Origin of the sequence: Streptomyces purpurogeneiscleroticus (assembly GCF_020024005.1) — a bacterium.
Taxonomy (GTDB): domain Bacteria; phylum Actinomycetota; class Actinomycetes; order Streptomycetales; family Streptomycetaceae; genus Streptomyces; species Streptomyces purpurogeneiscleroticus.
Genome location: NZ_NHSG01000383.1, coordinates 1 through 22517, shown reverse-complemented (window position 1 = coordinate 22517; position 22517 = coordinate 1). Strand labels below are relative to the sequence as shown.

General features: G+C 71.7%; 20 protein-coding genes. 15 read left to right on the top strand and 5 right to left on the bottom strand.

All coding sequences use genetic code 11. The features are described from left to right. Nucleotides 1-69 precede the first annotated feature (69 nt). Entirely contained in the window at nt 70-1632 is a 1563-nt protein-coding gene (locus CCS38_RS27855; protein WP_372457158.1) for an FAD-dependent monooxygenase, read from the bottom strand. Nucleotides 1633-1670: 38 nt separating this feature from the next. On the opposite strand from CCS38_RS27855, the gene CCS38_RS27850 reads away from it, so the two are divergent. Beyond that, a complete protein-coding gene (locus CCS38_RS27850) occupies nt 1671-2354 on the top strand; it encodes a TetR/AcrR family transcriptional regulator C-terminal domain-containing protein (protein WP_223736082.1) in 684 nt (227 codons plus the stop codon). Here the strand turns inward: CCS38_RS27850 and CCS38_RS27845 are convergent. From CCS38_RS27845 to CCS38_RS27835, 3 genes are read right to left on the bottom strand one after another with little or no spacing between them, the layout of a single operon-like run. Further along, nucleotides 2344-3483, bottom strand: a complete 1140-nt coding sequence (locus CCS38_RS27845) for an acyltransferase family protein (protein WP_223736081.1) — start codon at nt 3481-3483, stop codon at nt 2344-2346. The two genes, CCS38_RS27850 and CCS38_RS27845, sit on opposite strands and share 11 nt — an antisense overlap. Then, nucleotides 3480-4895, bottom strand: a complete 1416-nt coding sequence (locus tag CCS38_RS27840) for a polysialyltransferase family glycosyltransferase (RefSeq protein ID WP_223736080.1) — start codon at nt 4893-4895, stop codon at nt 3480-3482. Before CCS38_RS27840 ends, CCS38_RS27845 begins: the two co-directional genes overlap by 4 nt. Further along, a complete protein-coding gene (locus tag CCS38_RS27835; protein WP_223736079.1) occupies nt 4895-5872 on the bottom strand; it encodes a glycosyltransferase family 2 protein in 978 nt (325 codons plus the stop codon). Before CCS38_RS27835 ends, CCS38_RS27840 begins: the two co-directional genes overlap by 1 nt. Nucleotides 5873-6095: 223 nt before the next feature. Between CCS38_RS27835 and CCS38_RS27830 the strand changes: the two genes are divergently transcribed. From CCS38_RS27830 to CCS38_RS27770, 13 genes are all read left to right on the top strand, one after another. Continuing rightward, entirely contained in the window at nt 6096-7397 is a 1302-nt protein-coding gene (locus tag CCS38_RS27830; RefSeq protein WP_223736087.1) for a DUF6716 putative glycosyltransferase, read from the top strand. A gap of 35 nt (nt 7398-7432) precedes the next feature. Next, complete coding sequence (locus CCS38_RS27825) at nt 7433-8704, top strand: acylneuraminate cytidylyltransferase (protein WP_223736078.1); 1272 nt, start codon at nt 7433-7435, stop codon at nt 8702-8704. Between the two features lie 56 nt (nt 8705-8760). Beyond that, entirely contained in the window at nt 8761-9699 is a 939-nt protein-coding gene (locus CCS38_RS27820) for an N-acetylneuraminate synthase family protein (RefSeq protein ID WP_223736077.1), read from the top strand. Continuing rightward, entirely contained in the window at nt 9696-10928 is a 1233-nt protein-coding gene (locus CCS38_RS27815) for a hypothetical protein (protein WP_372457159.1), read from the top strand. Before CCS38_RS27820 ends, CCS38_RS27815 begins: the two co-directional genes overlap by 4 nt. Nucleotides 10929-11124: 196 nt before the next feature. Beyond that, on the top strand, nt 11125-12363 hold the full coding sequence (locus CCS38_RS27810) for an amidohydrolase (RefSeq protein ID WP_223736085.1): 1239 nt from the start codon (nt 11125-11127) through the stop codon (nt 12361-12363). A 132-nt stretch (nt 12364-12495) separates the two neighbouring features. After that, nucleotides 12496-13530 (top strand): BMP family lipoprotein, encoded by a 1035-nt coding sequence (locus CCS38_RS27805; protein ID WP_223736076.1) that lies wholly within the window; start codon nt 12496-12498, stop codon nt 13528-13530. Nucleotides 13531-13545: 15 nt separating this feature from the next. Further along, nucleotides 13546-15231 (top strand): ABC transporter ATP-binding protein, encoded by a 1686-nt coding sequence (locus CCS38_RS27800; RefSeq protein ID WP_372457157.1) that lies wholly within the window; start codon nt 13546-13548, stop codon nt 15229-15231. Then, a complete protein-coding gene (locus CCS38_RS27795; RefSeq protein WP_223736075.1) occupies nt 15228-16334 on the top strand; it encodes an ABC transporter permease in 1107 nt (368 codons plus the stop codon). The genes CCS38_RS27800 and CCS38_RS27795 overlap by 4 nt, the downstream gene beginning before the upstream one ends. Beyond that, nucleotides 16331-17617: an ABC transporter permease gene (locus CCS38_RS27790; protein ID WP_223736074.1), complete on the top strand. Its 1287-nt coding sequence runs from the start codon at nt 16331-16333 to the stop codon at nt 17615-17617. Before CCS38_RS27795 ends, CCS38_RS27790 begins: the two co-directional genes overlap by 4 nt. 79 nt (nt 17618-17696) lie before the next feature. After that, a complete protein-coding gene (locus CCS38_RS27785) occupies nt 17697-18041 on the top strand; it encodes a cytidine deaminase (RefSeq protein WP_263302652.1) in 345 nt (114 codons plus the stop codon). A gap of 10 nt (nt 18042-18051) precedes the next feature. Beyond that, entirely contained in the window at nt 18052-19335 is a 1284-nt protein-coding gene (locus CCS38_RS27780; RefSeq protein WP_223736072.1) for a thymidine phosphorylase, read from the top strand. 84 nt (nt 19336-19419) lie between these two features. Continuing rightward, entirely contained in the window at nt 19420-19677 is a 258-nt protein-coding gene (locus tag CCS38_RS27775; protein WP_223736071.1) for a hypervirulence associated TUDOR domain-containing protein, read from the top strand. Continuing rightward, the gene (locus CCS38_RS27770; RefSeq protein WP_372457156.1) at nt 19674-20021 is read left to right on the top strand and encodes a DUF3140 domain-containing protein; all 348 of its coding nucleotides are present in this window, start codon (nt 19674-19676) and stop codon (nt 20019-20021) included. The genes CCS38_RS27775 and CCS38_RS27770 overlap by 4 nt, the downstream gene beginning before the upstream one ends. An 85-nt stretch (nt 20022-20106) precedes the next feature. Here the strand turns inward: CCS38_RS27770 and CCS38_RS27765 are convergent, their stop codons facing one another. Further along, nucleotides 20107-21426: an MFS transporter gene (locus CCS38_RS27765; protein ID WP_223736070.1), complete on the bottom strand. Its 1320-nt coding sequence runs from the start codon at nt 21424-21426 to the stop codon at nt 20107-20109. 63 nt (nt 21427-21489) lie between these two features. Between CCS38_RS27765 and CCS38_RS27760 the strand changes: the two genes are divergently transcribed. Continuing rightward, nucleotides 21490-22455, top strand: a complete 966-nt coding sequence (locus CCS38_RS27760) for a LysR family transcriptional regulator (RefSeq protein WP_037959097.1) — start codon at nt 21490-21492, stop codon at nt 22453-22455. The last annotated feature ends 62 nt before the right edge of the window (nt 22456-22517 follow it).

Here is a 22517-nt window from a genome sequence, read left to right as displayed (position 1 = left end):
TCCCCCTCCGCACCCTCCTCCCCGCGGCATACGTACAGGCCGACCACCAGTCCTGACCGGCCGCGCGCCTCAGGCCGCCCGCGCCGCCCCGACGGGCGGGAAATGGCGGGCCAGCGCCGCGGCGACCGGCTCCGGCTCCGCGGCGGCAACCGCCACATAGCCGTCCGGGCGCACGAGGAACAGGCCGGTGCCGTACGCCTGTTGGGCATGGCCCTCGGGATCGGTCAGGTCGGGGGTCCGGCCGCCGATGCGGTACGTGCGGACGTGTCCGGACCACTCGTCGGCGGACCGCGGCGGCTCCGTGTCGCCGAAGGCGAGCAGCGTGAAGTGCGGGCCGCGGAAGGCGTCGAAGAGACAGAACGGGGTGCCGTCGGGGGTCGCGCACGGCGCGTCCGGCGCGCGGTCACCGGCCCGCAGCGCATCCGGGGCGAGTCCGGCGCGGTGCTCGCCGGTCAGCGGCGACTCGCGGTAGTGCAGCGCGAGTTGATGCAGGTCCCGGCCGCGCCGCAGGGAGCCCGAGCGGTGCAGCCGGGTGCTGGTCTCCAGGATGCCGGCGGCGACGGGCAGCCGCTCGGTCCCGTACGTGTCCAGCAGCGCGTCGGGCGCGCCGTGCCGCAGTACCTGGCCGAGCTTCCAGCCGAGGTTGTAGGCGTCCTGCACGCTGGTGTTCAGGCCCTGGCCGCCGGCGGGGGAGTGGATGTGCGCGGCGTCCCCGGCCAGGAAGATCCGGCCGTCGCGAACCCGTTCGGCCATGCCTGCCCGGGGCCGGAAGACCGAGGTCCACAGCACCTCGCGGAGCTGCCCGGCGGTCAGGTGGGTGTGCGCCGCGACGGTCGCGCGTACGGCCTCGGGTGAGGTGTCCGGGGTGCCTGCGGAGACCGCCGCCATGCACTGGAAGTGATCCGTCCCGGCGAGCGGCAGCAGCATGACGAAGCCGCCGTCCGGCTGCGGGAAGCGGTGCCAGTGGTCCCGGTCCAGGCCGTCGATGCGCAGGTCGGCGAGGAGCGCGGCGCCCGGCTCCAGGCCCGGGCCGCTCATCGGGACGCCCAGGTGCCGCCGGACGGCGCTGCGGCCGCCGTCGGCGCCGACCAGGTACGCGGCGCGCACGGTGCGGGTCCTGCCGTCGGCGGCCGAGGTCAGCCCGGCGGTGACGCCGGCCGCGTCCTGGCCGATGACCGTCAGTTCGGTGCCGAACGCCACCGCGCCGCCCAGCTCCGCCAGCCGGCCGTGCAGCAGCTCCAGGTTGCGCCACTGCGGGATCATCAGCGTGTCCGCGTACGGCGTGTGCGGCGTCGGCGCCACCCGCTCGACCATCTCGAAGACGTCCGTCCGCCGGCCGTCCCGCCAGGTCGCCATGGGCGGGTACGGGCCGCCCGCGGCCCGCACGGCCGGGAGCACGCCGAGATCGTCGTACACCTCCTGAGTGCGCGGCTGCAGCCCGGTGCCGCGGGCCCCTGGCGAGAGCCCTTCCTGCTGCTCGACGACCAGCGCCCGCACGCCGCGCCGGGCCAGATCGATCCCGAGCGCCAGCCCGGTCGGCCCGGCCCCGGCGATCAGTACCTCCACGTCCAGGTCCATGTCCACGTCGATGTCCACGCCGGGCCCCCCGTCCTTAACGCTGTTAAGTCCCATGGCGCCGAGGATGCGCTTAACGGTGTTAAATTGTCAACATGGCGACGCGACTGGACCGGACACTGGTGGTGGACACCGCCCTGCGGCTGCTGAACGACGTGGGCCTGGACGGCCTCACCCTGCGCCGCATCGCGAAGGAGCTGAACGTCCAGGCCCCGGCCCTGTACTGGCACTTCAAGAACAAGCAGGAACTGCTCGACGAGATGGCCACGGAGATGTTCCGGCGGATGCGGGCGGAGTTCTCCGGGGGCCGGGCGGGCGGCAGTGGCCCGACCTGGCAGGAGTCGCTGACCGCGTCCTGCCGCGGGCTGCGCCGCACGTTGCTGCGTTACCGGGACGGCGGCAAGGTCTTCTCCGGTACCCGGATGACGGATGACAGCTACGCCGCACCGATGGACGACTTCCTGCGGGAGCTGACGGACGCCGGCTTCGCGCTCGGGGACGCGGCGCGCGCTTGGTGGACCGCGTACAACTTCACGATCGGCCTGGTCATCGAGGAGCAGTCGGTCTTCCCCGACCCGGGGGTGCCGGAGGAACGCACCCCGGAGGCGCGCGACCCGGCGTACGACCTCGCGGACCGCGAGCGCCGGCTGGCGGACCGGTATCCGCTCGCGGCGCTCGCGGGCCGGGAGATGTTCGGCGACTTCGACCACAGCTTCGAAACCGGCCTGCGGATCGTGGTGGCAGGCATCGAGGCGTCGGTGCGGCCCGTCACCCCATGATCGCCCGCTTCAGCCGCGGCGTCAGCGGGCGCTCCACGAAGCGGTACAGGCACCAGGCCAGGGCGAGCATCAGGGCCAGGACCAGGGGGAACGTTGCCGCGGCGGGGAGGCCGAGGTCGCGGTGGAAGAGTTGTACGGCGACCCAGCCCAGGTGTTCGTGTATCAGGTAGAAGGGGTAGGTCAGCGCGCCCGCGACGGTCAGCCAGCGCCAGTTCGCCCAGCGGAGCTTGCCCAGGGCGATGGCCGCGATCAGCAGGTAGCCGAGGGTGATGACGGCGACGATGCCGAGGGAGGGGCGGTAGGAGAAGGCGTCGGGCATGTCCGCCGGGTGCCAGAGGCGGGTGACCGCGTAGTGTTGGCCGAGCAGCCAGCTGACGGCGACGATCGCCCAGCCCGCGGTGTCCCGGCTGCCGTAGCGGTGGATCAGGTAAAAGCCGATGCCGCCGATGAAGAACGGCGCGTACTCGGGCATCAGGACGATGTCGAGGAATGCATTGTCCGCGGCCTCGGCGATGACCGCGGCCAGGGTCCAGCCGGCGCAGAAGAGGACGACGCGGCTGCGGGTGGCGCCCGGCAGGACGACGCAGAGCGCGAAGAGCGCGTAGAAGCGCATCTCGGCCCAGAGCGTCCAGCACACGCCGAGCACGCGGTCCACGCCCAGCGGCATCTGGAGCATGGTGAGGTTGGTCAGCGCGTCGGTGGGGGAGACCGCCTCGTACGCCACCCAGGGGAGGGCGAAGACGACGGTGACGAGGATGACCGCCGCCCAGTAGGCCGGGAAGAGGCGGGAGACGCGCGAGGCGAAGAAGGACCTCAGCGGGCGTCCCCAGCCGCTCATGCAGATCACGAAGCCGCTGATGACGAAGAAGATCTGGACGCCCAGGCAGCCGTACGCGAAGTAGCCCGACGCGGTCGGGAACTGGTACGCGGGCGAACTGCCCCAGGCGTCGCCGATCTCGCCGTCCCGGCCGCCGTAGTGGTACGCGGCGACCATCAGTGCGGCGAGCAGACGCAGTCCGTCCAGGGCGCGCAGCCGGGTGGGGCCGGCGGCGCGCCGGGGAACGGCAGTGGCGGGCGCAGGCGCTCCCGTGGTGCGGGGGAGCGTGGGGGGAGCCGGTGCGGTCGTCATCCGAACGCGGCCCGCTTCTTCAGCCGGCGCTGTACCGAACGGGCCCGCCGGGCCACCTTCCGCACCGTGGGATTGCGCGGGATGAACGCCAGCTGGACCGGGACGCCGCCGGGCAGCGCCAGCGCGGTGAGCCGGCGGCGCTTGAAGTAGCGCCAGGTCGAGTCGTCCAGGTGGGCCGAGAGGTAACGCTCGGCGGCCGGGCGGAGGTCGGGGTAGATCTGGTGCTGCATCGCGTACCCGACGGCCTTGATCAGGCCGGTGAGGTCGCGCGCGACCTCGCTCTCGGTGGGCGGCGTCCAGCGGGCCACCGCGGTCGCGTCGGCCAGCGGGGGCAGCAGCGCGTCGACGATCGTGACCGGGACGCGGTTGCTGTTCTGGTACGGCGCGAGGCGCTCCAGCAGCAGGTCCGTGCCGATCCGGGCGGCAGGCAGGCCGTAGAACGCGGTGGCGGTCAGCAGCGCGGTCGAGAAGCAGCCGACGACCAGCGCGGGCTTGATGCGCTGGTACAGCACCTCGGCGAGCTGCGGCGTGTCCAGCACGGTCAGCTCGGCGCCCAGCCGCTCCGCCTCCTCCTCCAGGATGCGCGACCAGCGCGCGGGCGCGGTCGGGTGCGGCTTGAAGACCACCTGGCGGTGGCCCAGGTCCACGGCCCCGCGCAACATCTGGACGTGCAGCTCCTCCTCTTCCTCGGGGGTGAGGATGGAGAGCGCGGAGAGGTACTGGCCCAGCAGCAGCGCGCCGCCCTCGGCCGGTGCCGCCTCAGTACCGGCCGGCTCCGCCCCCTCGGCGAAGTCGGCCAGCTCGGCGAGGACGGCCAGGAACGGCTCGGTCGGCACGGTCTCGGCGGGCACCCCGAACTCGGTGAGGAGCAGCGGCTTCAGGCCGGGTACGAGGTCCAGGTGGAGCAGCCGCCGGATGCGGGTGCCGACCAGCGGGTCGATCTTGGAGCGGGTCGGGCCGTAGCTCATCAGGCCGTCGGCGTAGACCTCGACCGGCGCGCCCTGGAAGATCTGGCAGAGGGCCAGGGCCGGGTTGACCTGGATGGACTCGACGATCAGCTCGACCGGCGCGTCTCCGAGGTCCCACAGCAGCCGCAGATGGCGCTCCCACAGCGGGGCGTCGTCACCGCGCGGGGACCAGCCGCCGGGGTGGAACGGGCTGATCGCCTCGTTCCAGGACCGCACCTCGTCGAAGCGGCCGCGCAGCCGCTCGAAGCCCGGCATCGTGTCCACCGACGGGGTGGTCTCCGGGATGGCGGCGTTATTGCTGACCAGCAGGATCCGGCGGCCGGCCGGCTCGAAGCGGTCGGCGTCCAGGGCGGCGGCCAGCGTGGCGGCACCGTACAGCGTGGACGCGAAGAAGATCTGCGTACGCGGCCCGGCGGACCGCGGGAAGAATCCGGCGGCGGACATCAGGCGGCCACCTCCGCCGGAACCGGCTTGCGGCGGAGCCGACGCAGCCGGGAAGCGCGCTGTACATCCATGGAATCGAGGGCTTCCTTCAATACGTCCTGCGGCATTCGCTTCAATGCCGCGGCACTCATCGAACGCAATTTACGGGCCACCTGCGGCTCGAAACGGTCGATCGAACCGAGGTGGTGAGAAATGATCGCGCAATACGTCCGGACCGCCTTCGGCAGCAGCACCGCGGCGTCCCGGTCCTTGGCCGTCTCATCGATGACCTGGTCGAATGCACGGATGAAGTCCAGCTGACGGACGTCGCCGATCTGGGTCAGCGACGAGGCCACGCCGCGCCGGTAGAACACGCCCAGCATCCCGAGCACCGCCATCGACTCCGCCTCGCGGTGCAGCCGCCAGATCCACGGCCGGTCCTCGGCCGTGCGCAGCCCGTGACGGAAGTGCAGCACCCCGTCGTCCAGCAGCCGCCGGTGGTACATCCCGGCCCAGGCGAACGCGTAGTCCACCGAGGTGGAGCGGTCGGCGGGCAGGATCAGCTCGCGCGGGTCCAGGACGACGTTGCGGCGGCCGTACGGCACCCGGTGCACGGAGCGTGCCCGCGCGGTGCACTGCACGTGATCGGTACGGACGAAATCGCACCCGAGTTCCTCGATCGCGGCGAGGAGTTCCTGGTAATAACCGGGCGCCAGCCAGTCGTCGCCGTCCAAGAAAGTGATGTATTCGCCGCGGGCCGCGTCCAGCCCGGTGTTCCGGGCGGTGGCCAGGCCGCCGTTCTGCTCGTGCCGCAGCAGCCGGGCGCCCGGGAGCTCGCGCTCGGCGCGCTCCAGAATCTGCGGCGTCCCGTCGCGCGAGCAGTCGTCGACGAGAAGGAATTCGAAGTCGTCACGGGCATTGGCCGCGAGACTTCTCAGGGTGTCGGGCGCGTATGTCTGCACGTTGTAGAACGGCACGATGACGGAGAGCTTAACCACTCAGGAGACGTTAGGTGCGGCTCCGGCATTCGTCTTTGCCGTATGGGGGCGCTTGGGTGAACGAAGAATGGCGGAATGGTTAACCACCCTTTCCGGCCTGCCGGTTCGCCGTTCGTCGATGTGCTGTTAACCCTTTGTTGCGCCCTGGTTGGCCCGCGAATCGAAATGCCTTCCTAGCGTCTTCGACGTGCCATCACGTACACCTTCTCAGCCGCGGGTCGCGGTGCTCGCCGACTCGGACACCCGGTGGAAATGGGGCGCCCTCACGGCGCACCGTCTCCAGCCCGGCTGCCGGCTCGACGGCTTTCTGCTCCGCGGCCGCGCCACCCCCACGGTCCGCCAGCTCGACGAGGTCGGGGCCCGGGCGGACTCGCTGCGCGAGATCCGCGGGGTCGACTTCGTGCGGTCCATCGACCGTACCGGCTATGACGTGGTCCTGCTGTCCTGCGTGGGCGGCGCGGTGCAGGCGATGCTGCACGGCCTGGCCCGCGCCTGGGACGGCAGCGCCCGCCGCCCCGTCGTCGTCACCGGCTACGTCGGCGTGGTCTACGAGAAGCTCGCCGACGGGCTGCTGCTGCGGCACGGCGCCGACGTGGTGCTCGCCAACTCCCGGCACGACGCGGACCGCTTCCGCGCGGTCTACCGGGGAGTGAACGCGGACGAGCGCAGCGTCGTGGAGTGCGCGCTGCCCTTCCTGGGCGGCGCCCGCCACGACCGTACGAAGGGCACCGACGGCACCGGCGAGGTGCGCACCGTCGTCTTCGCCGTCCAGCCCTCCGTGCCGGACAACCGCAACGACCGCGCCTACCTGCTGCGCCGCGCCGCCGAGCACGCCCGCCGGCACCCCGGCCGCGAGGTGCTGATCAAGCTCCGCAGCAAGCCGGGCGAGCACACCACGCACATCGAGGAACTGCCGTACCAGAAGCTCGCGGCGCGGATCCCCGGCGGACTCCCCGCCAACTGCCGCCTGGTGTACGGGAACATGGGCGAGGTCCTGGACCGCACCGACCTGATGGTCACGGTCTCCTCGACCGCCGCGCTGGAGTCCCTGCACCGCGGCGTCCCCACCGCCGTCCTCACCGACCTCGGCATCCGCGAGGCGCTGGGCAACCACCACTTCCTCGGCTCCGGCTGCCTGGCCTCGTGGGACGAGCTGGACGCCGGGTACCTGCCCGAGCCGGACCCGGAGTGGCTGGCCGGCCAGGGCGTCTGCGCCGACGGCACGTACGAGAACGCCTTCGACGCGGCCGGCGCCCGCGTCACCGAGCTGCTCGACGCGGACGCGCTGCCGCCGCTCGCCCCGTACTACACGCCCCGTACGGCCCCCGGCTATCTGCCCGGGATCCTCGCCCGGCACGGCCTGGACGCGACGGGCGAGCCGCTGCCCGGCTACACGGCAGAGGCCGCGGAGCCGACGGGACTGCGCCGGGTGGCCCGCGACACCGTCCGCGAGGCGGCCCGCGGCGCCTACCGGCACGGCGTCCAGCGCGTCGCCCCCGCCATCCGCCGCTGGGGACAGCTGTGAACTCCCCCTCTACCGGTCTCCGGAAGGAGCCTGAGATGCCGCAGACCGACCGGCCCACCGTGGTGGCCGTCATCCCCGCCAGAGGCGGATCGAAGGGTGTGCCCGCCAAGAACCTGGCCGCCGTCGGCGGCGTGCCGCTGGTGGCCCGCGCCGTGCGCGAGTGCCTGGCATCCCGCCTGATCACCGACGTCGTGGTCTCCACCGACGACGACGCGATCGCCGCGACGGCGCGCGGCGCGGGCGCCGTGATCGTCCGCCGCCCCGGCGCCATCGCGGGCGACACGGCCACCAGCGAGGCCGCCGTCCTGCACGCCATGGACGCGTACGAGACCGAGCACGGCACCGCCGTCGACGCGGTCCTCCTCGTCCAGTGCACCAGCCCCTTCATCGCCCGCGAGGACATCGACGGCGTCGCGTCCGCGGTCGTCGAGCAGGGCGCCGACTCCGCGCTGACCGTCGCCCCCTTCCACGGCTTCGTGTGGCGGGACGCGGCGGACGACGCGGGCGCCGCGGCCAGGACCACCGACGCGCGGAGCGCGGAGGGCGGCGAGGCGACCGTGACCACCATCGGGACCGAGGTGGGCGGCTACGGCGTCAACCACGACAAGTCCTTCCGGCCGCGCCGCCAGGACCGTCCCCAGGACCTCCTGGAGACCGGCGCCGCGTACGCCATGGACGCGGCCGGCTTCCGCACCGCGGGCCACCGCTTCTTCGGCCGTACCGAACTCGTGCGCACCGACCCGGCCCGCGTGCTGGAGGTCGACGATCCGCACGACCTGGCCCGCGCCCGCGCCCTCGCGCCCCTGCTGGACGGCCCGCGGCCGGGCGCCCTGCCGACCCGCGACGACATCGACGCGGTCGTCATCGACTTCGACGGCACCCAGACCGACGACAGGGTGCTGATCGACTCCGACGGACGGGAGATCGTCGCCGTGCACCGCGGCGACGGCCTGGGCATCGCCGCTCTGCGCAAGGCGGAGCTGAAGATGCTCATCCTGTCCACGGAACAGAACCCGGTCGTCGCCGCCCGGGCCAGGAAGCTCAAGATCCCGGTCCTGCACGGCATCGACCGCAAGGACCTCGCGCTCAAGCAGTGGTGCGAGGACCAGGGCATCGCGCCGGAGCGCGTGCTCTACGTCGGCAACGACGTCAACGACCTCCCGTGCTTCGGCCTCGTCGGCTGGCCCGTGGCGGTCTCCAGTGCACACGACGTCGTGCGTGGCGCTGCACGCGCCGTCACCTCGACTCCCGGAGGAAACGGCGCGATCCGCGAGATCGCCTCGTGGATCCTCGGCCCGTCTCTCTGAGCCGCACCCACCACCCGTAGCCCAGAGAACCCCTAGTGAAGAAGGAACTCCCCAAGATGACCAGCAACAACCGCGTTCGCACCATCGGTGACCGCCTCGTCGGCCCCGGCCACCCCGTCTACGTCACCGGTGAAATCGGCATCAACCACAACGGCGACCTGGAGAACGCGTTCGCGCTGATCGACGCCGCCGCGGACGCCGGCTGCGACGCCGTGAAGTTCCAGAAGCGCACCCCCGAGGTCTGCACCCCGCGCGACCAGTGGGAGATCGAGCGCGACACCCCCTGGGGCCGGATGACCTACATCGACTACCGCCACCGCGTGGAGTTCGACGAGGACGGCTACCGCGCCATCGCGGACTACTGCAAGAAGCGCAACATCCACTGGTTCGCCTCCCCGTGGGACGTCGAGTCGGTCGACTTCCTGGAGAAGTTCGAGGTCCCGGCGTACAAGGTCGCCTCCGCCTCGCTGACCGACGACGAGCTGCTGAAGGCCATGCGCGCCACCGGCCGTACGGTCATCCTCTCCACCGGCATGTCCACCCCGAAGCAGATCCGCCACGCGGTCGAGGTCCTGGGCAGCGACAACATCCTGCTCTGCCACGCCACCAGCACCTACCCGGCCAAGGCCGAGGAGCTGAACCTGCGGATGATCAACACCCTGCAGGACGAGTACCCGAACGTCCCGATCGGCTACTCCGGCCACGAGACCGGCCTGCAGACCACCCTCGCCGCGGTCGCGCTGGGCGCCACCTTCGTCGAGCGTCACATCACCCTCGACCGCGCCATGTGGGGCTCGGACCAGGCGGCCTCCGTCGAGCCGGGCGGTCTGCAGCGCCTGGTCCGCGACATCCGCACCATCGAGGAGTCCCTCGGTGACGGCGTCAAGAAGGTGTACGAGAGCGAGCTCGGCCCGATGAAGAAGCTCCGCCGCGTCGCGGGCGTCGTCGCCGAGGCCGAGGCCACCGAGGCCGACCGCGAGCCGGTCTCGGTCTGAGCAGAAAGCGCGACGACACCGTGAGCGCAGCAGACGGGGCCCGGCGCCCTGTCCCCGAGGCCGGGTGTGGGGACCCGGCCCAGGAGGCGGCGGGCCGCCCTGACTCCCGCAGGCCGGCCCGCCGCACCGGCAGGGTGTTCCGGCGGAACTCGGACGCCGCCGGCACCACCCTCGCCTTCGTCGAGAGCCCGGTGCAGCTGCTCAACGTCCTGGAATGGGCATACCTCCAGCGGACAGAGAAGACTGCGCAGGCCATGGAGGCCGGTGCGCTCACGGTCGTCGTGCTCTCCCCGCACGACCCGATGACCCGCGGCCAGCTGCGCCGGATGGCGGAGCTGGCCCGGGAAGAGGGCTGTACGGTCCGCTGGGAGGAGGCGCGCGGCGGCGCGGCCGCCCCCCTGCGGACCATCGGGGGCCTGACCCCGCTGCTGCGCCGCGCCCGCCGCATCGTCATCGGCGACCCGTTCTCGCGCTACGTCCAGCTGCTGCTGACGCTGGCCCGGGCCCGGGACCTCGTCGTGGTCGACGACGGCACCGCGACCATGGAGTTCATCTCCCAGCTGGCGCGCGGCGAGCGGCTGGTGCGCTGGCACCGCAGCGGCGGCAGCCGGGGCGCGCGCGACCTCGTTTTCGCGCCGTTCTCCGCCACCGCACGCCGGCGGCTGACCCCCGTACCCGACAGCGACCGCCGTACCGTCGGAGTTTTCTCCTCGATGCCCGTCGAGCCCCCGCCGGGCGTGACGGTCACCGCCAACGACTTCTCCTGGACCCGGGCCCGCTTCGGCCCGCCCAGACTCACCCGCGGCACCGACATCGTCGGCACCTCCCTCGTGGAGACCGGCGTCGTCGACCCGGACCACTACCTCACGGCCGTCCGCGCCCTGGCCCGTACGCACGGCGCCACCCGCTACTTCGCGCACCGCAGGGAGAGCGCCGAGAAGCTGCACGCGCTGGAGGCCGTCACCGGTCTGGAGATCGTCCGGCCCGATCTGCCGCTCGAACTGATCGCCCGGCGCGGCCCGGTCGGCCGCACGATCCTCAGCTTCCCGTCCACCGTGGTGCACACCCTGCCGCTCGCACTCGTCGGCACGGGAGTGAAGGTCGCGGTGTGCGACGTTGACCCGGCCTGGCTCACCACCAAGGCGTCCCCGCGCGCGCAGGGATTCCTCTCCGGCGTCACCGGCACCGCCCGTGACGTGCAGCGACTCACCTATGCCGGGAGTTTTTGAAGGTCTGCGGACGGGGCTCGCGGACGATCGCGGGGTTTGGGATTCGCCGCTGCGTGAAACCCTTGGTCATACCCCCTCGATGACCTGTCCATGCGCCGGGCGGCCTAGATTGTCTTCCCCTAACGGGCTGAACTTTTGTTGATCGACGGACAGTTGCCCCGCTCGGCCCCGTAACCTTCAGCGGGTGAACCAACTGATGTCCCGCGGACCCGAAGCCGATGCCAGCCCTGTACACGGTTCCCTGCCCGGAGCGCTCACCGAGGAGTTGCGCGCCGAACTCATCGCCTTCCGGCGGGACTTGCACATGCACCCAGAGCTGGGGAACCAGGAGTTCCGGACCACCGCGGCGCTCAGGGCGCGGCTGGAGAAGGCCGGCCTCGCCCCGCGGGTGCTGGCCACCGGTACGGGGCTGATCTGCGACATCGGCAGGGACCCCGGTACGACACCGGCCGCCGGGCGCCCCATGCTTGCGCTGCGGGCCGACATCGACGCGCTGCCCATCCCGGACACCAAGACCGTCGACTACCGCTCCACGGTGCCCGACCGCGCCCACGCCTGCGGCCACGACGTGCACACCACCGTCGTGCTCGGCGCCGGGCTGGTGCTCGCCGACCTCGCGGCCCAGGGCCTGCTGCCCGGCCCGGTGCGGCTGCTGTTCCAGCCCGCCGAAGAGGTGCTGCCCGGCGGCGCCACCGACGCGATCGACTGCGGCGTCCTGGAGGGCGTCGGCCGCATCCTCGCGGTGCACTGCGACCCGAAGGTCGAGGTGGGCCGGATCGGGCTGCGGACCGGCCCGATCACCTCCGCCTGCGACCGGCTGGAGGTCGCGCTGGAGGGCCCCGGCGGCCACACCGCCCGCCCGCACCTGACCACCGATCTGGTCACCGCCGCCGCGCGGGTCGCCGTCGACGTGCCCTCGCTGATCGCGCGCCGCGTCGACGCCCGCGCCGGGCTCGCCGTGACCTGGGGCCGCCTGGAGACCGGCCACGCGTGCAACGTCATCCCGCAGCGCGCCGAACTGTCCGGCACCGTCCGCTGCCTGGACCTGGACGCCTGGCGGCAGGCGCCGGACCTGGTCTACGCCGCGATCGACGAGATCGCCACGCTGCACCGCGCCAAGTCCCAGATCACCTACGTGCGCGGGGTCCCGCCGGTGGTCAACGAGCCGATGACCACCTCGCTGCTGCAGAACGCCATGGCGGCCCGGCGCGGCCCCGAGTCGGTGGAGGACACCGAGCAGTCACTCGGCGGCGAGGACTTCTCCTGGTACCTGGAGAAGGTGCCGGGCGCGATGGCGCGGCTGGGTGTGAAGCCGGTCGGCGATCCCGTCGGACGCGACCTGCACCAGGGCGACTTCGACGTCGATGAAGAGGCGATCCGGGTGGGCGTCGAGCTGTTCACGGCCGCCGCGTTGCTCGACCGCAACGCGCTGTAAACACAGCCGTCGGCCGCGCTTCGCGACGATCCGATAACGGCTTCCAGACACCCCTTTATCTGGCATCTACGCGCGTTACGATGCGGCGGAATCAGCGCCGTAGGAGGCGCTACGAGCCGAAGGGGACCCCTCGTGCGCCGGGTAACCAAGATCGCTGCCGCGGGCATAGCCTCCGCGGCTCTCGCTCTCTCGCTCACCGCCTGCGGTGAATCCTCCACGGAGGCCGCAGGCAAGAACAAGGGCGTCGGCCTCGCCTTCGACGTCGGCGGCCGGGACGACCACTCGTTCAACGAGGCGGCCGCTCGCGGCACCGACAAGGCCGAGCAGGAGCTGGGCGTGAAGTCCAAGCTCATGACCGCCAAGAACGGCGAGACGGAGGCCGACCGCGAGCAGCGGCTCACCTCCCTCGCCGAGGCCGGCTTCAACCCCGTCATCGGCGTCGGCTTCAACTACGGCAACTCCATCAACAAGGTTGCCAAGAAGTTCCCCAAGACCACCTTCGCGGTGGTGGACTCGAAGTCCACCGCCAAGAACGTCTACGGCATCAACTTCGCCGAGAACGAGGGCTCCTACCTCGCCGGCGTCGCCGCGGCCCTGAAGACCGAGACCAAGAAGGTCGGCTTCATCGGCGGCGTGAACAACGCGCTGATCCAGAAGTTCCAGGCCGGCTTCGAGCAGGGCGTCAAGGACACCGACCCGAAGGTCAAGGTCACCTCCCAGTACCTCTACGCCAACGACGACAAGGGCTTCAACGACCCGGCGGCCGCCAAGGGCAAGGCCAAGGGCATGCTCGACGACGGCAAGGACGTCATCTACACCGCGGCGGGCCAGTCCGGCGCCGGCGCGATCGAGATGGTCGCCGGCAAGAAGGGCGCCTGGGCGATCGGCGTGGACTCCGACCAGTACGCGCAGCCGGGCCTGGCCGAGTACAAGGACCAGATCCTGACCTCCGTCGTGAAGAACGTCGACGTCGCCGTCTACGACGTGATCAAGAGCGTCAAGGACGGCAAGCCGCTGACCGGCACCGTCCACCTCACGCTGAAGCAGGACGGCGTCAGCCTGGCCACCTCCGGCGGCCACATCGACGAACTCAAGGACGAGCTGGACGCGGCGAAGAAGCGGATCGTCGACGGCAAGGTCAAGGTCGCCGAGAACCCCGCCAAGTAAGAGCTCCACGAGCCTGTGTCCGAGGGCGGGGCCCCGCTCCGCCCCGCCCTCGCTCCTTCTCTCCGAGGAGAGTGCGCCATCACAGCGTCCAGCAGCACCACGGCAGAGCGCGCCCCCGCCGCGGCCCCTGCCGTCGAACTCCGCGGCATCACCAAGCGGTTCCCCGGCGTCGTCGCCAACCACGACATCGGCATCACCGTCCGGCGCGGCACCGTGCACGCCCTGGTCGGGGAGAACGGCGCGGGCAAGTCCACCCTGATGAAGATCCTCTACGGCATGCAGAAGCCGGACGAGGGCACCATCGCGATCGACGGCGAGCAGGTGAGCTTCGCGAGCCCCGCCGACGCCATCGCCCGCGGCATCGGCATGGTGCACCAGCACTTCATGCTCGCCGACAACCTCACCGTCCTGGAGAACATCGTCCTGGGCGCCGAGAAGCTGCACGGCATCGGCGCGGCGGCCCGCGCGGCCGTCCTGGCGGTCTCCGACCGGTACGGCCTGAACGTACGCCCCGACGTCCTGGTCGAGGACCTGGGCGTCGCCGACCGGCAGCGCGTGGAGATCCTCAAGGTCCTCTACCGCGGCGCCCGTACGCTCATCCTCGACGAGCCGACGGCGGTACTGGTCCCGCAGGAGGTCGACGCGCTCTTCGACAATCTGCGCGAGCTCAAGGCCGAGGGCCTCACGGTCATCTTCATCTCGCACAAGCTGGGCGAAGTGCTCTCCGTCGCCGACGACATCACCGTCATCCGGCGCGGCACGACCGTCGCCTCCGTGGCGCCGGCCGACACCACCCCCAAGCAGCTGGCCGAGCTGATGGTCGGCAGCGAACTGCCCTCCCCGGAGACCCGCGAGTCCACGGTCACCGACACCCCGATGCTGACGGTCGACGGGCTGCACCTGAGCGCCACCGACCCCGACGGCGTCGTGCGCGCCGTCCTGGACGGCATCGGCTTCACCATCCACAAGGGCGAGGTCCTGGGCATCGCCGGTGTGGAGGGCAACGGCCAGGCCGAGCTGGTCGAGGCCATCATGGGCATGCGCGACCCGGACGGCGGCACCATCACCCTGGACGGCACCGACATCAGCCACGCGCCCACCCGCAAGCGGCGCGAGGACGGCATCGGTTACGTCCCCGAGGACCGGCACCGGCACGGCCTGCTGCTGGAGGCCCCGCTCTGGGAGAACCGCATCCTCGGCCATGTCACCGAGAAGCCCAACTCCAAGGGCCGGCTGCTGGACCTGAAGGCGGCCCGTGCCGACACCGAGCGGATCGTCGCCGAGTACGACGTCCGCACCCCCGGCATCGAGGTCACCGCGGCCTCGCTCTCCGGCGGCAACCAGCAGAAGCTGATCGTCGGCCGCGAGATGAGCCACCGCCCCAAGCTGCTGATCGCGGCGCACCCCACGCGCGGCGTGGACGTCGGCGCGCAGGCGCAGATCTGGGACCAGATCCGCGAGGCCCGCCGCGAGGGCCTGGCCGTACTGCTGATCTCCGCGGACCTGGACGAGCTGATCGGCCTGTCCGACACCCTGCGGGTGATGTACCGCGGCCGGCTGGTCGCCGACGCGGACCCCGCCACCATCACCCCCGAGGAGTTGGGCTCGGCCATGACCGGCGCCGCCAGCGGCCACCTCGAGCACACCGAGGACGAGCACGTCGCGCACACCGAGGACGCGGAAGGGGGCGACCGGGAGTGAAGAAGATCGACCGTACGAAGCTCACCCTGGGCATCGCGGCCCCGGTCCTCGCCATCGTCGCCGCCCTCGTCATCACCTCGGTGATCATCCTGGCCACCGGCAAGGACCCGCTGCACGCCTACGCCGTGATGGTGGACTTCGGCTCCAAGAGCGACAGCCAGGTCTGGATCATCAACAAGGCGGTGCCGTACTACCTCTCCGCGCTGGCCGTGGCCATCGGCTTCCGGATGAACCTCTTCAACATCGGAGTGGACGGCCAGTACCGCATCGCGGCCTTCTTCGCCGCGGTCGTCGGCGGCGCGCTCACCCTCCCCGGCTTCCTCCAGATCCCGCTGATCATCATCGTGGCGATGCTGGTCGGCTCGGTCTGGGCGGGCATCGCGGGCGTACTGAAGACCACCCGCGGGGTCAGCGAGGTCATCACGACCATCATGCTGAACTCCATCGCCGCCGCCGTGATCGGCTACTTCCTCCAGGAAGGCCGGCTCGCGGTCAAGGACGGCAACCTCTTCCACACCCCGAACATCCCGGCCTCCAGCCACTTCTTCACGATCCCCACCCAGCCGGACCCGCTCGACGGCTTCCTCGTCGTCGCGGCCGTCGTCGGCCTCGCGTACTGGTTCGTGCTCGGCCGCACCCGCTTCGGGTTCGACCTCCGCACGGTCGGCCGGTCCGAATCCGCGGCGCAGGCCGGCGGCGTCAGCGTCAAGCGCATGGTCATCACGTCCATGCTGCTCTCCGGCGCCGCCGCGGGCCTGATCGGCATGCCGACGCTGCTCGGCGTCTCGTACAACTACGGCACCGACTTCCCCGTCGGCATCGGCTTCACCGGCATCGCCATCGCGCTGCTCGGCCGCAACCACCCCCTCGGCATGGCCGCCGGCGCGCTGCTGTGGGGCTTCCTGGAACGCACCGGCACCCAGCTGGAGTTCGAGGACTACGAGCAGGAGATCGTCGGCGTGATGCAGGGCGTCATCGTGCTGTGCGTGGTCATCGCCTACGAAGTCGTACGCCGCTACGGCCTGCGGATCCAGCAGCGCAAGGTCGGCGAGGAACTCGCCGCGCAGGCCCGCAAGACCGACAAGGCGGAGGTGTCCGCGTGAGCCAGAACCTCACGGCCCCGGTCGCGAAAGGCCCGAGCGGCAAGCCGGCCGCCGGCCGCACGAAGCTGACCTACCCCAAGGTCCTGCTGATCATCGCGGGCGCCCTCGTCCTGCTCTCCCTGCTCCGCGTCGTCACCGGCGCGACGGACCTCACCGGCTCCGGCCAGTACACCGCGGCCCTCAACGCCGCCGTACCGATCGGCCTCGCCGGCCTCGGCGGCCTGTGGGCCGAGCGCTCCGGCGTCATCAACATCGGCCTCGAAGGCATGATGATGCTCGGCGCGTTCTCCGCCGGCCTCGTCGGCTGGGAGTACGGGCCCTGGGCGGCGGCGCTGGCCGGCGTCCTCGGCGGCGCGCTCGGCGGCCTGATCCACGCCATCGCCACCGTCACCTTCGGCGTCGACCACATCATCTCCGGCGTCGCCGTCAACATCATGGCGCTCGGCCTCACCCAGTTCCTGGCCAAGCTGTGGTTCGGCGCGGAGGGCAGCGCGGCGGCCCAGGCGGGCGGCAACGACAAGCAGTCCCCGCCGATGGACGACATGCCGACCTTCACCGTCCCCGGCCTCTCCGACTGGCTGCTCTCCATCGAGAAGCACCACTGGTTCCTCGTCTCCGACCTGGCCGGCATCCTCGGCTCGCTGGTCACGAACGTCTCCTGGCTCGCCGTGCTGGCCGCGGCCGTCTTCGCGCTCAGCTTCTTCGTCCTGTGGCGCTCGTCCTTCGGACTGCGGCTGCGGTCCTGCGGCGAGAGCCCGGTCGCCGCCGAGTCGCTGGGCGTCAACGTCTACACGTACAAGTACGCGGCGGTGGTCGTCTCCGGCGCGCTGGCCGGCCTCGGCGGCGCGTTCCTCGCCATCTACGTGCACATCTACCAGGACGGCCAGACCGGCGGCCGCGGCTACATCGGCCTCGCCACCATGATCTTCGGCAACTGGCGGCCCGGCGGCGTCGCCATGGGCGCGGGCCTCTTCGGCTTCATGGACGCCTTCCAGCTGCGCGGCGGCGGCGAGACCGTGCACGCGCTGCTCCTCCTGCTCGCGGTGCTGCTGCTCGGCCTCGCGGTCTGGAAGCTGCGCGGCGGCCACCGCGTCCAGGGCATCGCCAGCATCGCCGTCGCCGCCCTGCTCGGCCTCTGGTACGCCACGACCGACACGGTCCCGCTGGAAATCGTCTCCGTGGCGCCGTACATCGCTACGCTGCTGGTCCTGTCGCTGGCCGCCCAGCGGCTGCGGGCACCGAAAGCCATCGGCAAGGCGTACCGAAGGGGCCAGGGCAAGTGACCGACGTACGGCGAGGGGGCTCGCGCACGTGACCGAAGCTCCCGACTGGGAGAAGCTGCGCGAGCGGGCCCGGGACGCGATGTCCCGGGCCTACGCGCCCTACTCCGGCTATCCCGTCGGTGCGGCGGCCCTCGTGGCCGACGGCCGCACCGTCACCGGCTGCAACGTGGAGAACGCCTCCTACGGACTCGGCCTGTGCGCCGAATGCGGCCTCGTCTCCGAGCTGTTCGCGACCGGCGGCGGCCGGCTGACCGCGTTCGCGTGCGTCGACCGGTACGGCAAGGTCCTGATCCCCTGCGGCCGCTGCCGCCAGCTCCTGTACGAACACGGCGGCCCGGACCTCCTGATCGACACGGAATCCGGCATCCGCCCCCTGAGCGACCTCCTCCCGGACGCCTTCGGCCCGGAACATTTGTCCCGCTGAACCACAAGGAGTGCCGATGGACGCCATCTCCGTCATCCGCGCCAAGCGCGACCGTGCCGAGCTGACCGGCGACCAGATCGACTGGATCATCGACGCGTACACCCGCGGCGAGGTCGCCGACGAGCAGATGTCGTCCCTCGCCATGGCGATCCTCCTCAACGGCATGAACCGCAAGGAGATCGCCCGCTGGACCGCCGCGATGATCAACTCCGGTGAGCGGATGGACTTCTCCTCGCTCACCCGCCCCACCGCCGACAAGCACTCCACCGGCGGCGTCGGCGACAAGATCACCCTCCCGCTGGCCCCCCTGGTCGCCGCCTGCGGCGCCGCCGTCCCCCAGCTCTCCGGCCGCGGCCTCGGCCACACCGGCGGCACCCTGGACAAGCTCGAAGCCGTCCCCGGCTGGCGCGCCGACCTCACCAACGCCGAGATGCTGGACGTCCTGGGCTCCGTCGGGGCGGTCGTCTGCGCCGCGGGCGCCGGCCTCGCCCCCGCCGACAAGAAGCTCTACGCGCTCCGCGACGTCACGGGCACGGTCGAGTCGATCCCGTTGATCGCCTCCTCCATCATGTCCAAAAAGATCGCCGAAGGCACCGGCTCCCTCGTCCTCGACGTCAAGGTCGGCTCCGGCGCCTTCATGAAGAACCTCGACGACGCCCGTGAACTGGCCGCCACGATGGTCGAACTGGGCACCGACCACGGCGTACGCACCACCGCCCTGCTCACCAACATGGCCACCCCCCTCGGCCTGACCGCGGGCAACGCCCTCGAAGTCCGCGAATCCGTCGAGGTCCTCGCGGGCGGCGGCCCGGCGGACGTCGTCGAACTCACCCTCGCCCTCGCCCGCGAGATGCTGGACGCGGCGGGGCTGCGCGACGCCGACCCGGCCAAGGCCCTCGCCGACGGCTCCGCGATGGACCACTGGCGCCGCATGATCCAGGCCCAGGGCGGCGACCCCGACGCGCCGCTCCCCGTGGCCCGCGAACAGCACACCGTCAACGCGTCCTCCTCCGGCATCCTCACCACCCTCGACGCCTACGCCATCGGCCTGTCCGCCTGGCGCCTCGGCGCCGGCCGCGCCCGCAAGGAGGACCCGGTACAGCCCGCCGCCGGCATCGAACTCCACGCCAAGCCCGGCGACCGGATCCAGGCGGGCCAGCCCCTCCTCACCCTCCACACCGACACCCCGGAAAAGCTCCCGGCCGCCCTGGAAGCCCTGGACGGCGGCGTACTGATCGCCCCGCCCGGCACGGCCTTCACCCTGGACCCGATCGTGCTGGACCGCATCGCGTAGCGACGCGGGGCGGGCGGTAGCGGGCCTGCTCCGAGCGGACGCGCCCGCCGCGCACCGCCCGCCCTCCGGTGTTCTCCTGGCCGCATGGCCAACAAGAACCAGAAGAACCGGACCAGCCGGAGCAAGAGCCAGGACGACCTCGGCAAGGGGGACAAGGTCACCTGGAAGAGCCACGGCAGCGAGGCCGTCGGCGAGGTCGAGAAGAAGATCACCAAGCGGACGGAGGAGGCGGGCCGCACCGTCGACGCCTCGCCGGACGACCCCCAGTACAAGGTCCGCAGCGAGAAGTCCGGCCGCAGCGCGGTACACAAACCGGGCGCCCTGAAGAAGAAGGGCAAGTGAGGCCGGTGGCGAAGGGCGACGACCACGACGACACCTGGCGCGGCTTCAAGGACGCGGTGAACATGACCCCGTCCGAGCTGGACAAGTGGCTGCAGACGGACGAGTCCAAGGACGCGGGCCAGCACAAGGGCGGCGGCGAATCGGTGGGCCACGAGTCCGGCCGCAAGATCGTCGGCATCCTCAAGAGCACACGCGACGACCTCTCCGACGGGGACTACGCCCACATGCGCAAGGTCACCGGCTACGTCCACCGCCACCTGGCCCAGCGCCCCAAGGGCGACGTCAAGGACTCCACCTGGCGCCACTCCCTCATGAACTGGGGCCACGACCCGCTGAAGAAGTGACGCTCCGGGCAGTCGCACGAAGACGAAGGGGCCGTCCCGCCAGGACAGGTGGCGGGGCGGCCCCTTCGGGCTTTTGGGAGGGCCGTTACGCGGCCTTCTGCAGGCGCAGTACGCGCTGTTCCACGACCGCCTTGCGCGTGGCGTACAGGGTGACCGACGCCGCCGCGACCATGGCCAGGAGGCCGAGGGCGACCGTGGCGGGCCAGCCGCCGGCGTGGAAGGCGGCCGCGCCGAGCGCGCCGCCCACGCTGGAGCCGAGGTAGTACGCGCTCTGGTACAGCGCCGACGCCTGCGCGCGGGCCGTCTTCGCCGTGCGGCTGACCGCCGAGGACGCCACCGCGTGGCCCGCGAAGAAGCCGGCGGTGATCAGGACCAAGCCGAGGACGACGAGGATCAGCATGTCGGCGAGGGAGAGGAGCAGGCCCGCCGCCGTGGTGCCCACGGCCAGGTACAGCGCGCCGCGCCGGCCCAGCCGGCCGACCAGACGCCCGGCCGCGGCCGAGGAGACCGTGCCGACGAGGTACACCAGGAAGACCGAGCCCGCGATGCCCTGCGGCAGCGAGAACGGCTCACCGACGAGGCGGTACCCGATCACCGTGTACACCGCGCCGAAGACCGTCATGAAGAGCGCGCCGATGGCGTACAGACGGCACAGGAGCGGGTCGGAGAGGTGGCCGCCGATCGTCTTGGCGAGTGCCTTGGGGCCGACCGCCTTCGGGGTGAAGTGCCGTGCCTTCGGCACCAGCACCCGGAACGCCACCGCGCACAGCACGGCCATCGCGCCGACCGCGGCGAGCCCGGCCCGCCAGCCCCACGCCTGCGCGACCCAGCCGGTCACGATCCGGCCCGACATGCCACCGATGCTGTTGCCCGCGACGAACAGACCCACCGCGGCGACCAGCGCCTTGGCCCGTACCTCTTCCGCCAGAAAGGCCATCGCCGAGGCCGGGACGCCGGCCAGGGCCACGCCCTGGAGCGCGCGCAGCGCGATCAGCGTTCCGAGGGAGGGGGCGAACGGCACGAGCATCGCGATCACGGCGGCGACGCTCAGCGAGACCGTCATCATCGTGCGGCGGCCGAACCGCTCGGAACAGGCGCTCAGCGGCAGCACCGCGAGCGCGAGCCCGAAGGTCGCCGCCGACACGGTCCAGCTCGCCTGGTCCGGCGTCACCCCGAGGTCGTCGGAGATCGCGGGCAGCAGCGCCTGCGTGGAGTACAGGAGGGCGAAGGTGGAGATGCCGGACGCGAAGAGGGCGAAGCTCATCCGGCGATAGCCGGGGCCCCCGGGCCGCAGCTTGCCGGCCTCGGGGTCGGCAGCGGTGGCGGCGGAATCGGCGGTGGTGGACGACAGGGCAGAGGCGTCCGCGCGGGTTTCGGCGGACGCCCTGGTATCAGCAGGAGGCATGACTCGAACGTACGGCGATCACGTTTCATGCGTCCAATGCATAGAAACGCGATAATCGATGCCATGCGGCATGACCACAGCTCACAGCGGCCCCTGTTGCAGCTTCGCAACAGAAAAGACATCCCCGATTCGTCCTGGGCGCTGGCCCTCGCGCCACGCCTCGCCCAGTTCGAGGCGGTGGCCAGACACGAACACGTGACGCGCGCCGCATACGAATTGGGCATGCCCCAGCCGACCCTCAGCCGCGCCATCGTCCGCCTGGAGGAGGAGCTGGGCGTCGCGCTCTTCGCCCGGCACGGCCGCACGCTCTCCCTCAGCCCGGCGGGCCGCGCCTTCCTCGGCTCCGTCGAGCGCGCCCTGACCGACATCGAACGGGCCGCGGAGTCCGTACGCGCCGACGCCGACCCCACCGCCGGCAAGGTCGCCTTCGGCTTCCTGCACACCCTCGGCTCCGAGACCGTACCGGGCCTGCTGCGCACCTTCCGCGTCGACCACCCCAAGGTCCGCTTCCAGCTCGTACAGACCTACGGCGAGGCCATGCTCGACCGGCTCCGGGCGGGGGACCTGGACCTGTGTCTGACCTCGCCGGTGCCGGACGCGCCCGAGCTGGTCGCGCGCCGGCTGGACGAGCAGAAGCTGCGCCTGGTCGTCCCCGACGACCACCCCCTCGCCACCCGCAAGCGCATCCGCCTCGCGGAGGCCGCCGACGAGCTGTTCGTCACCCTCGAAGCGGGCTTCGGGCTGCGCCGCATCACCGACGCGCTGTGCGCCGAGGCCGGCTTCACCCCGAAGGTCGCCTTCGAGGGCGAGGAGGCCGAGACGCTGCGCGGCCTGGTCGCCGCGGGCCTGGGCGTCGCCCTGCTGCCGCCCCCGCCGGTCCCGCGCCCCGGCGTCGTCGAACTGACCGTCACCGCCCCGCGCGCCGTCCGCGAGATCGGCGTCGCCTGGCTGGACGGCCACGTGGACACCCCTCCGGTGGCCGCCTTCAAAAAGTTCCTGCTGAGCAGGCGGGGGCAGCTGCTGGACTGAGGGGGGTCACGCCCGCAGCGTCGCCCCGAAGCCCGCCGCCAGGGGCATGCGGAGGCCGAGGG

What these genes read in the sequence shown, in the direction of transcription:
- CCS38_RS27775 (WP_223736071.1), top strand. Translation starts at nt 19,420, where the DNA reads ATGGCCAACAAGAACCAGAAGAACCGGACCAGCCGGAGCAAGAGCCAG.
- CCS38_RS27845 (WP_223736081.1), bottom strand. Translation starts at nt 3,483, where the DNA reads ATGACGACCGCACCGGCTCCCCCCACGCTCCCCCGCACCACGGGAGCG.
- CCS38_RS27840 (WP_223736080.1), bottom strand. Translation starts at nt 4,895, where the DNA reads ATGTCCGCCGCCGGATTCTTCCCGCGGTCCGCCGGGCCGCGTACGCAG.
- CCS38_RS27855 (WP_372457158.1), bottom strand. Translation starts at nt 1,632, where the DNA reads ATGGGACTTAACAGCGTTAAGGACGGGGGGCCCGGCGTGGACATCGAC.
- CCS38_RS27760 (WP_037959097.1), top strand. Translation starts at nt 21,490, where the DNA reads ATGCGGCATGACCACAGCTCACAGCGGCCCCTGTTGCAGCTTCGCAAC.
- CCS38_RS27850 (WP_223736082.1), top strand. Translation starts at nt 1,671, where the DNA reads ATGGCGACGCGACTGGACCGGACACTGGTGGTGGACACCGCCCTGCGG.
- CCS38_RS27820 (WP_223736077.1), top strand. Translation starts at nt 8,761, where the DNA reads ATGACCAGCAACAACCGCGTTCGCACCATCGGTGACCGCCTCGTCGGC.
- CCS38_RS27765 (WP_223736070.1), bottom strand. Translation starts at nt 21,426, where the DNA reads ATGCCTCCTGCTGATACCAGGGCGTCCGCCGAAACCCGCGCGGACGCC.
- CCS38_RS27825 (WP_223736078.1), top strand. Translation starts at nt 7,433, where the DNA reads ATGCCGCAGACCGACCGGCCCACCGTGGTGGCCGTCATCCCCGCCAGA.
- CCS38_RS27810 (WP_223736085.1), top strand. Translation starts at nt 11,125, where the DNA reads ATGTCCCGCGGACCCGAAGCCGATGCCAGCCCTGTACACGGTTCCCTG.
- CCS38_RS27785 (WP_263302652.1), top strand. Translation starts at nt 17,697, where the DNA reads ATGTCCCGGGCCTACGCGCCCTACTCCGGCTATCCCGTCGGTGCGGCG.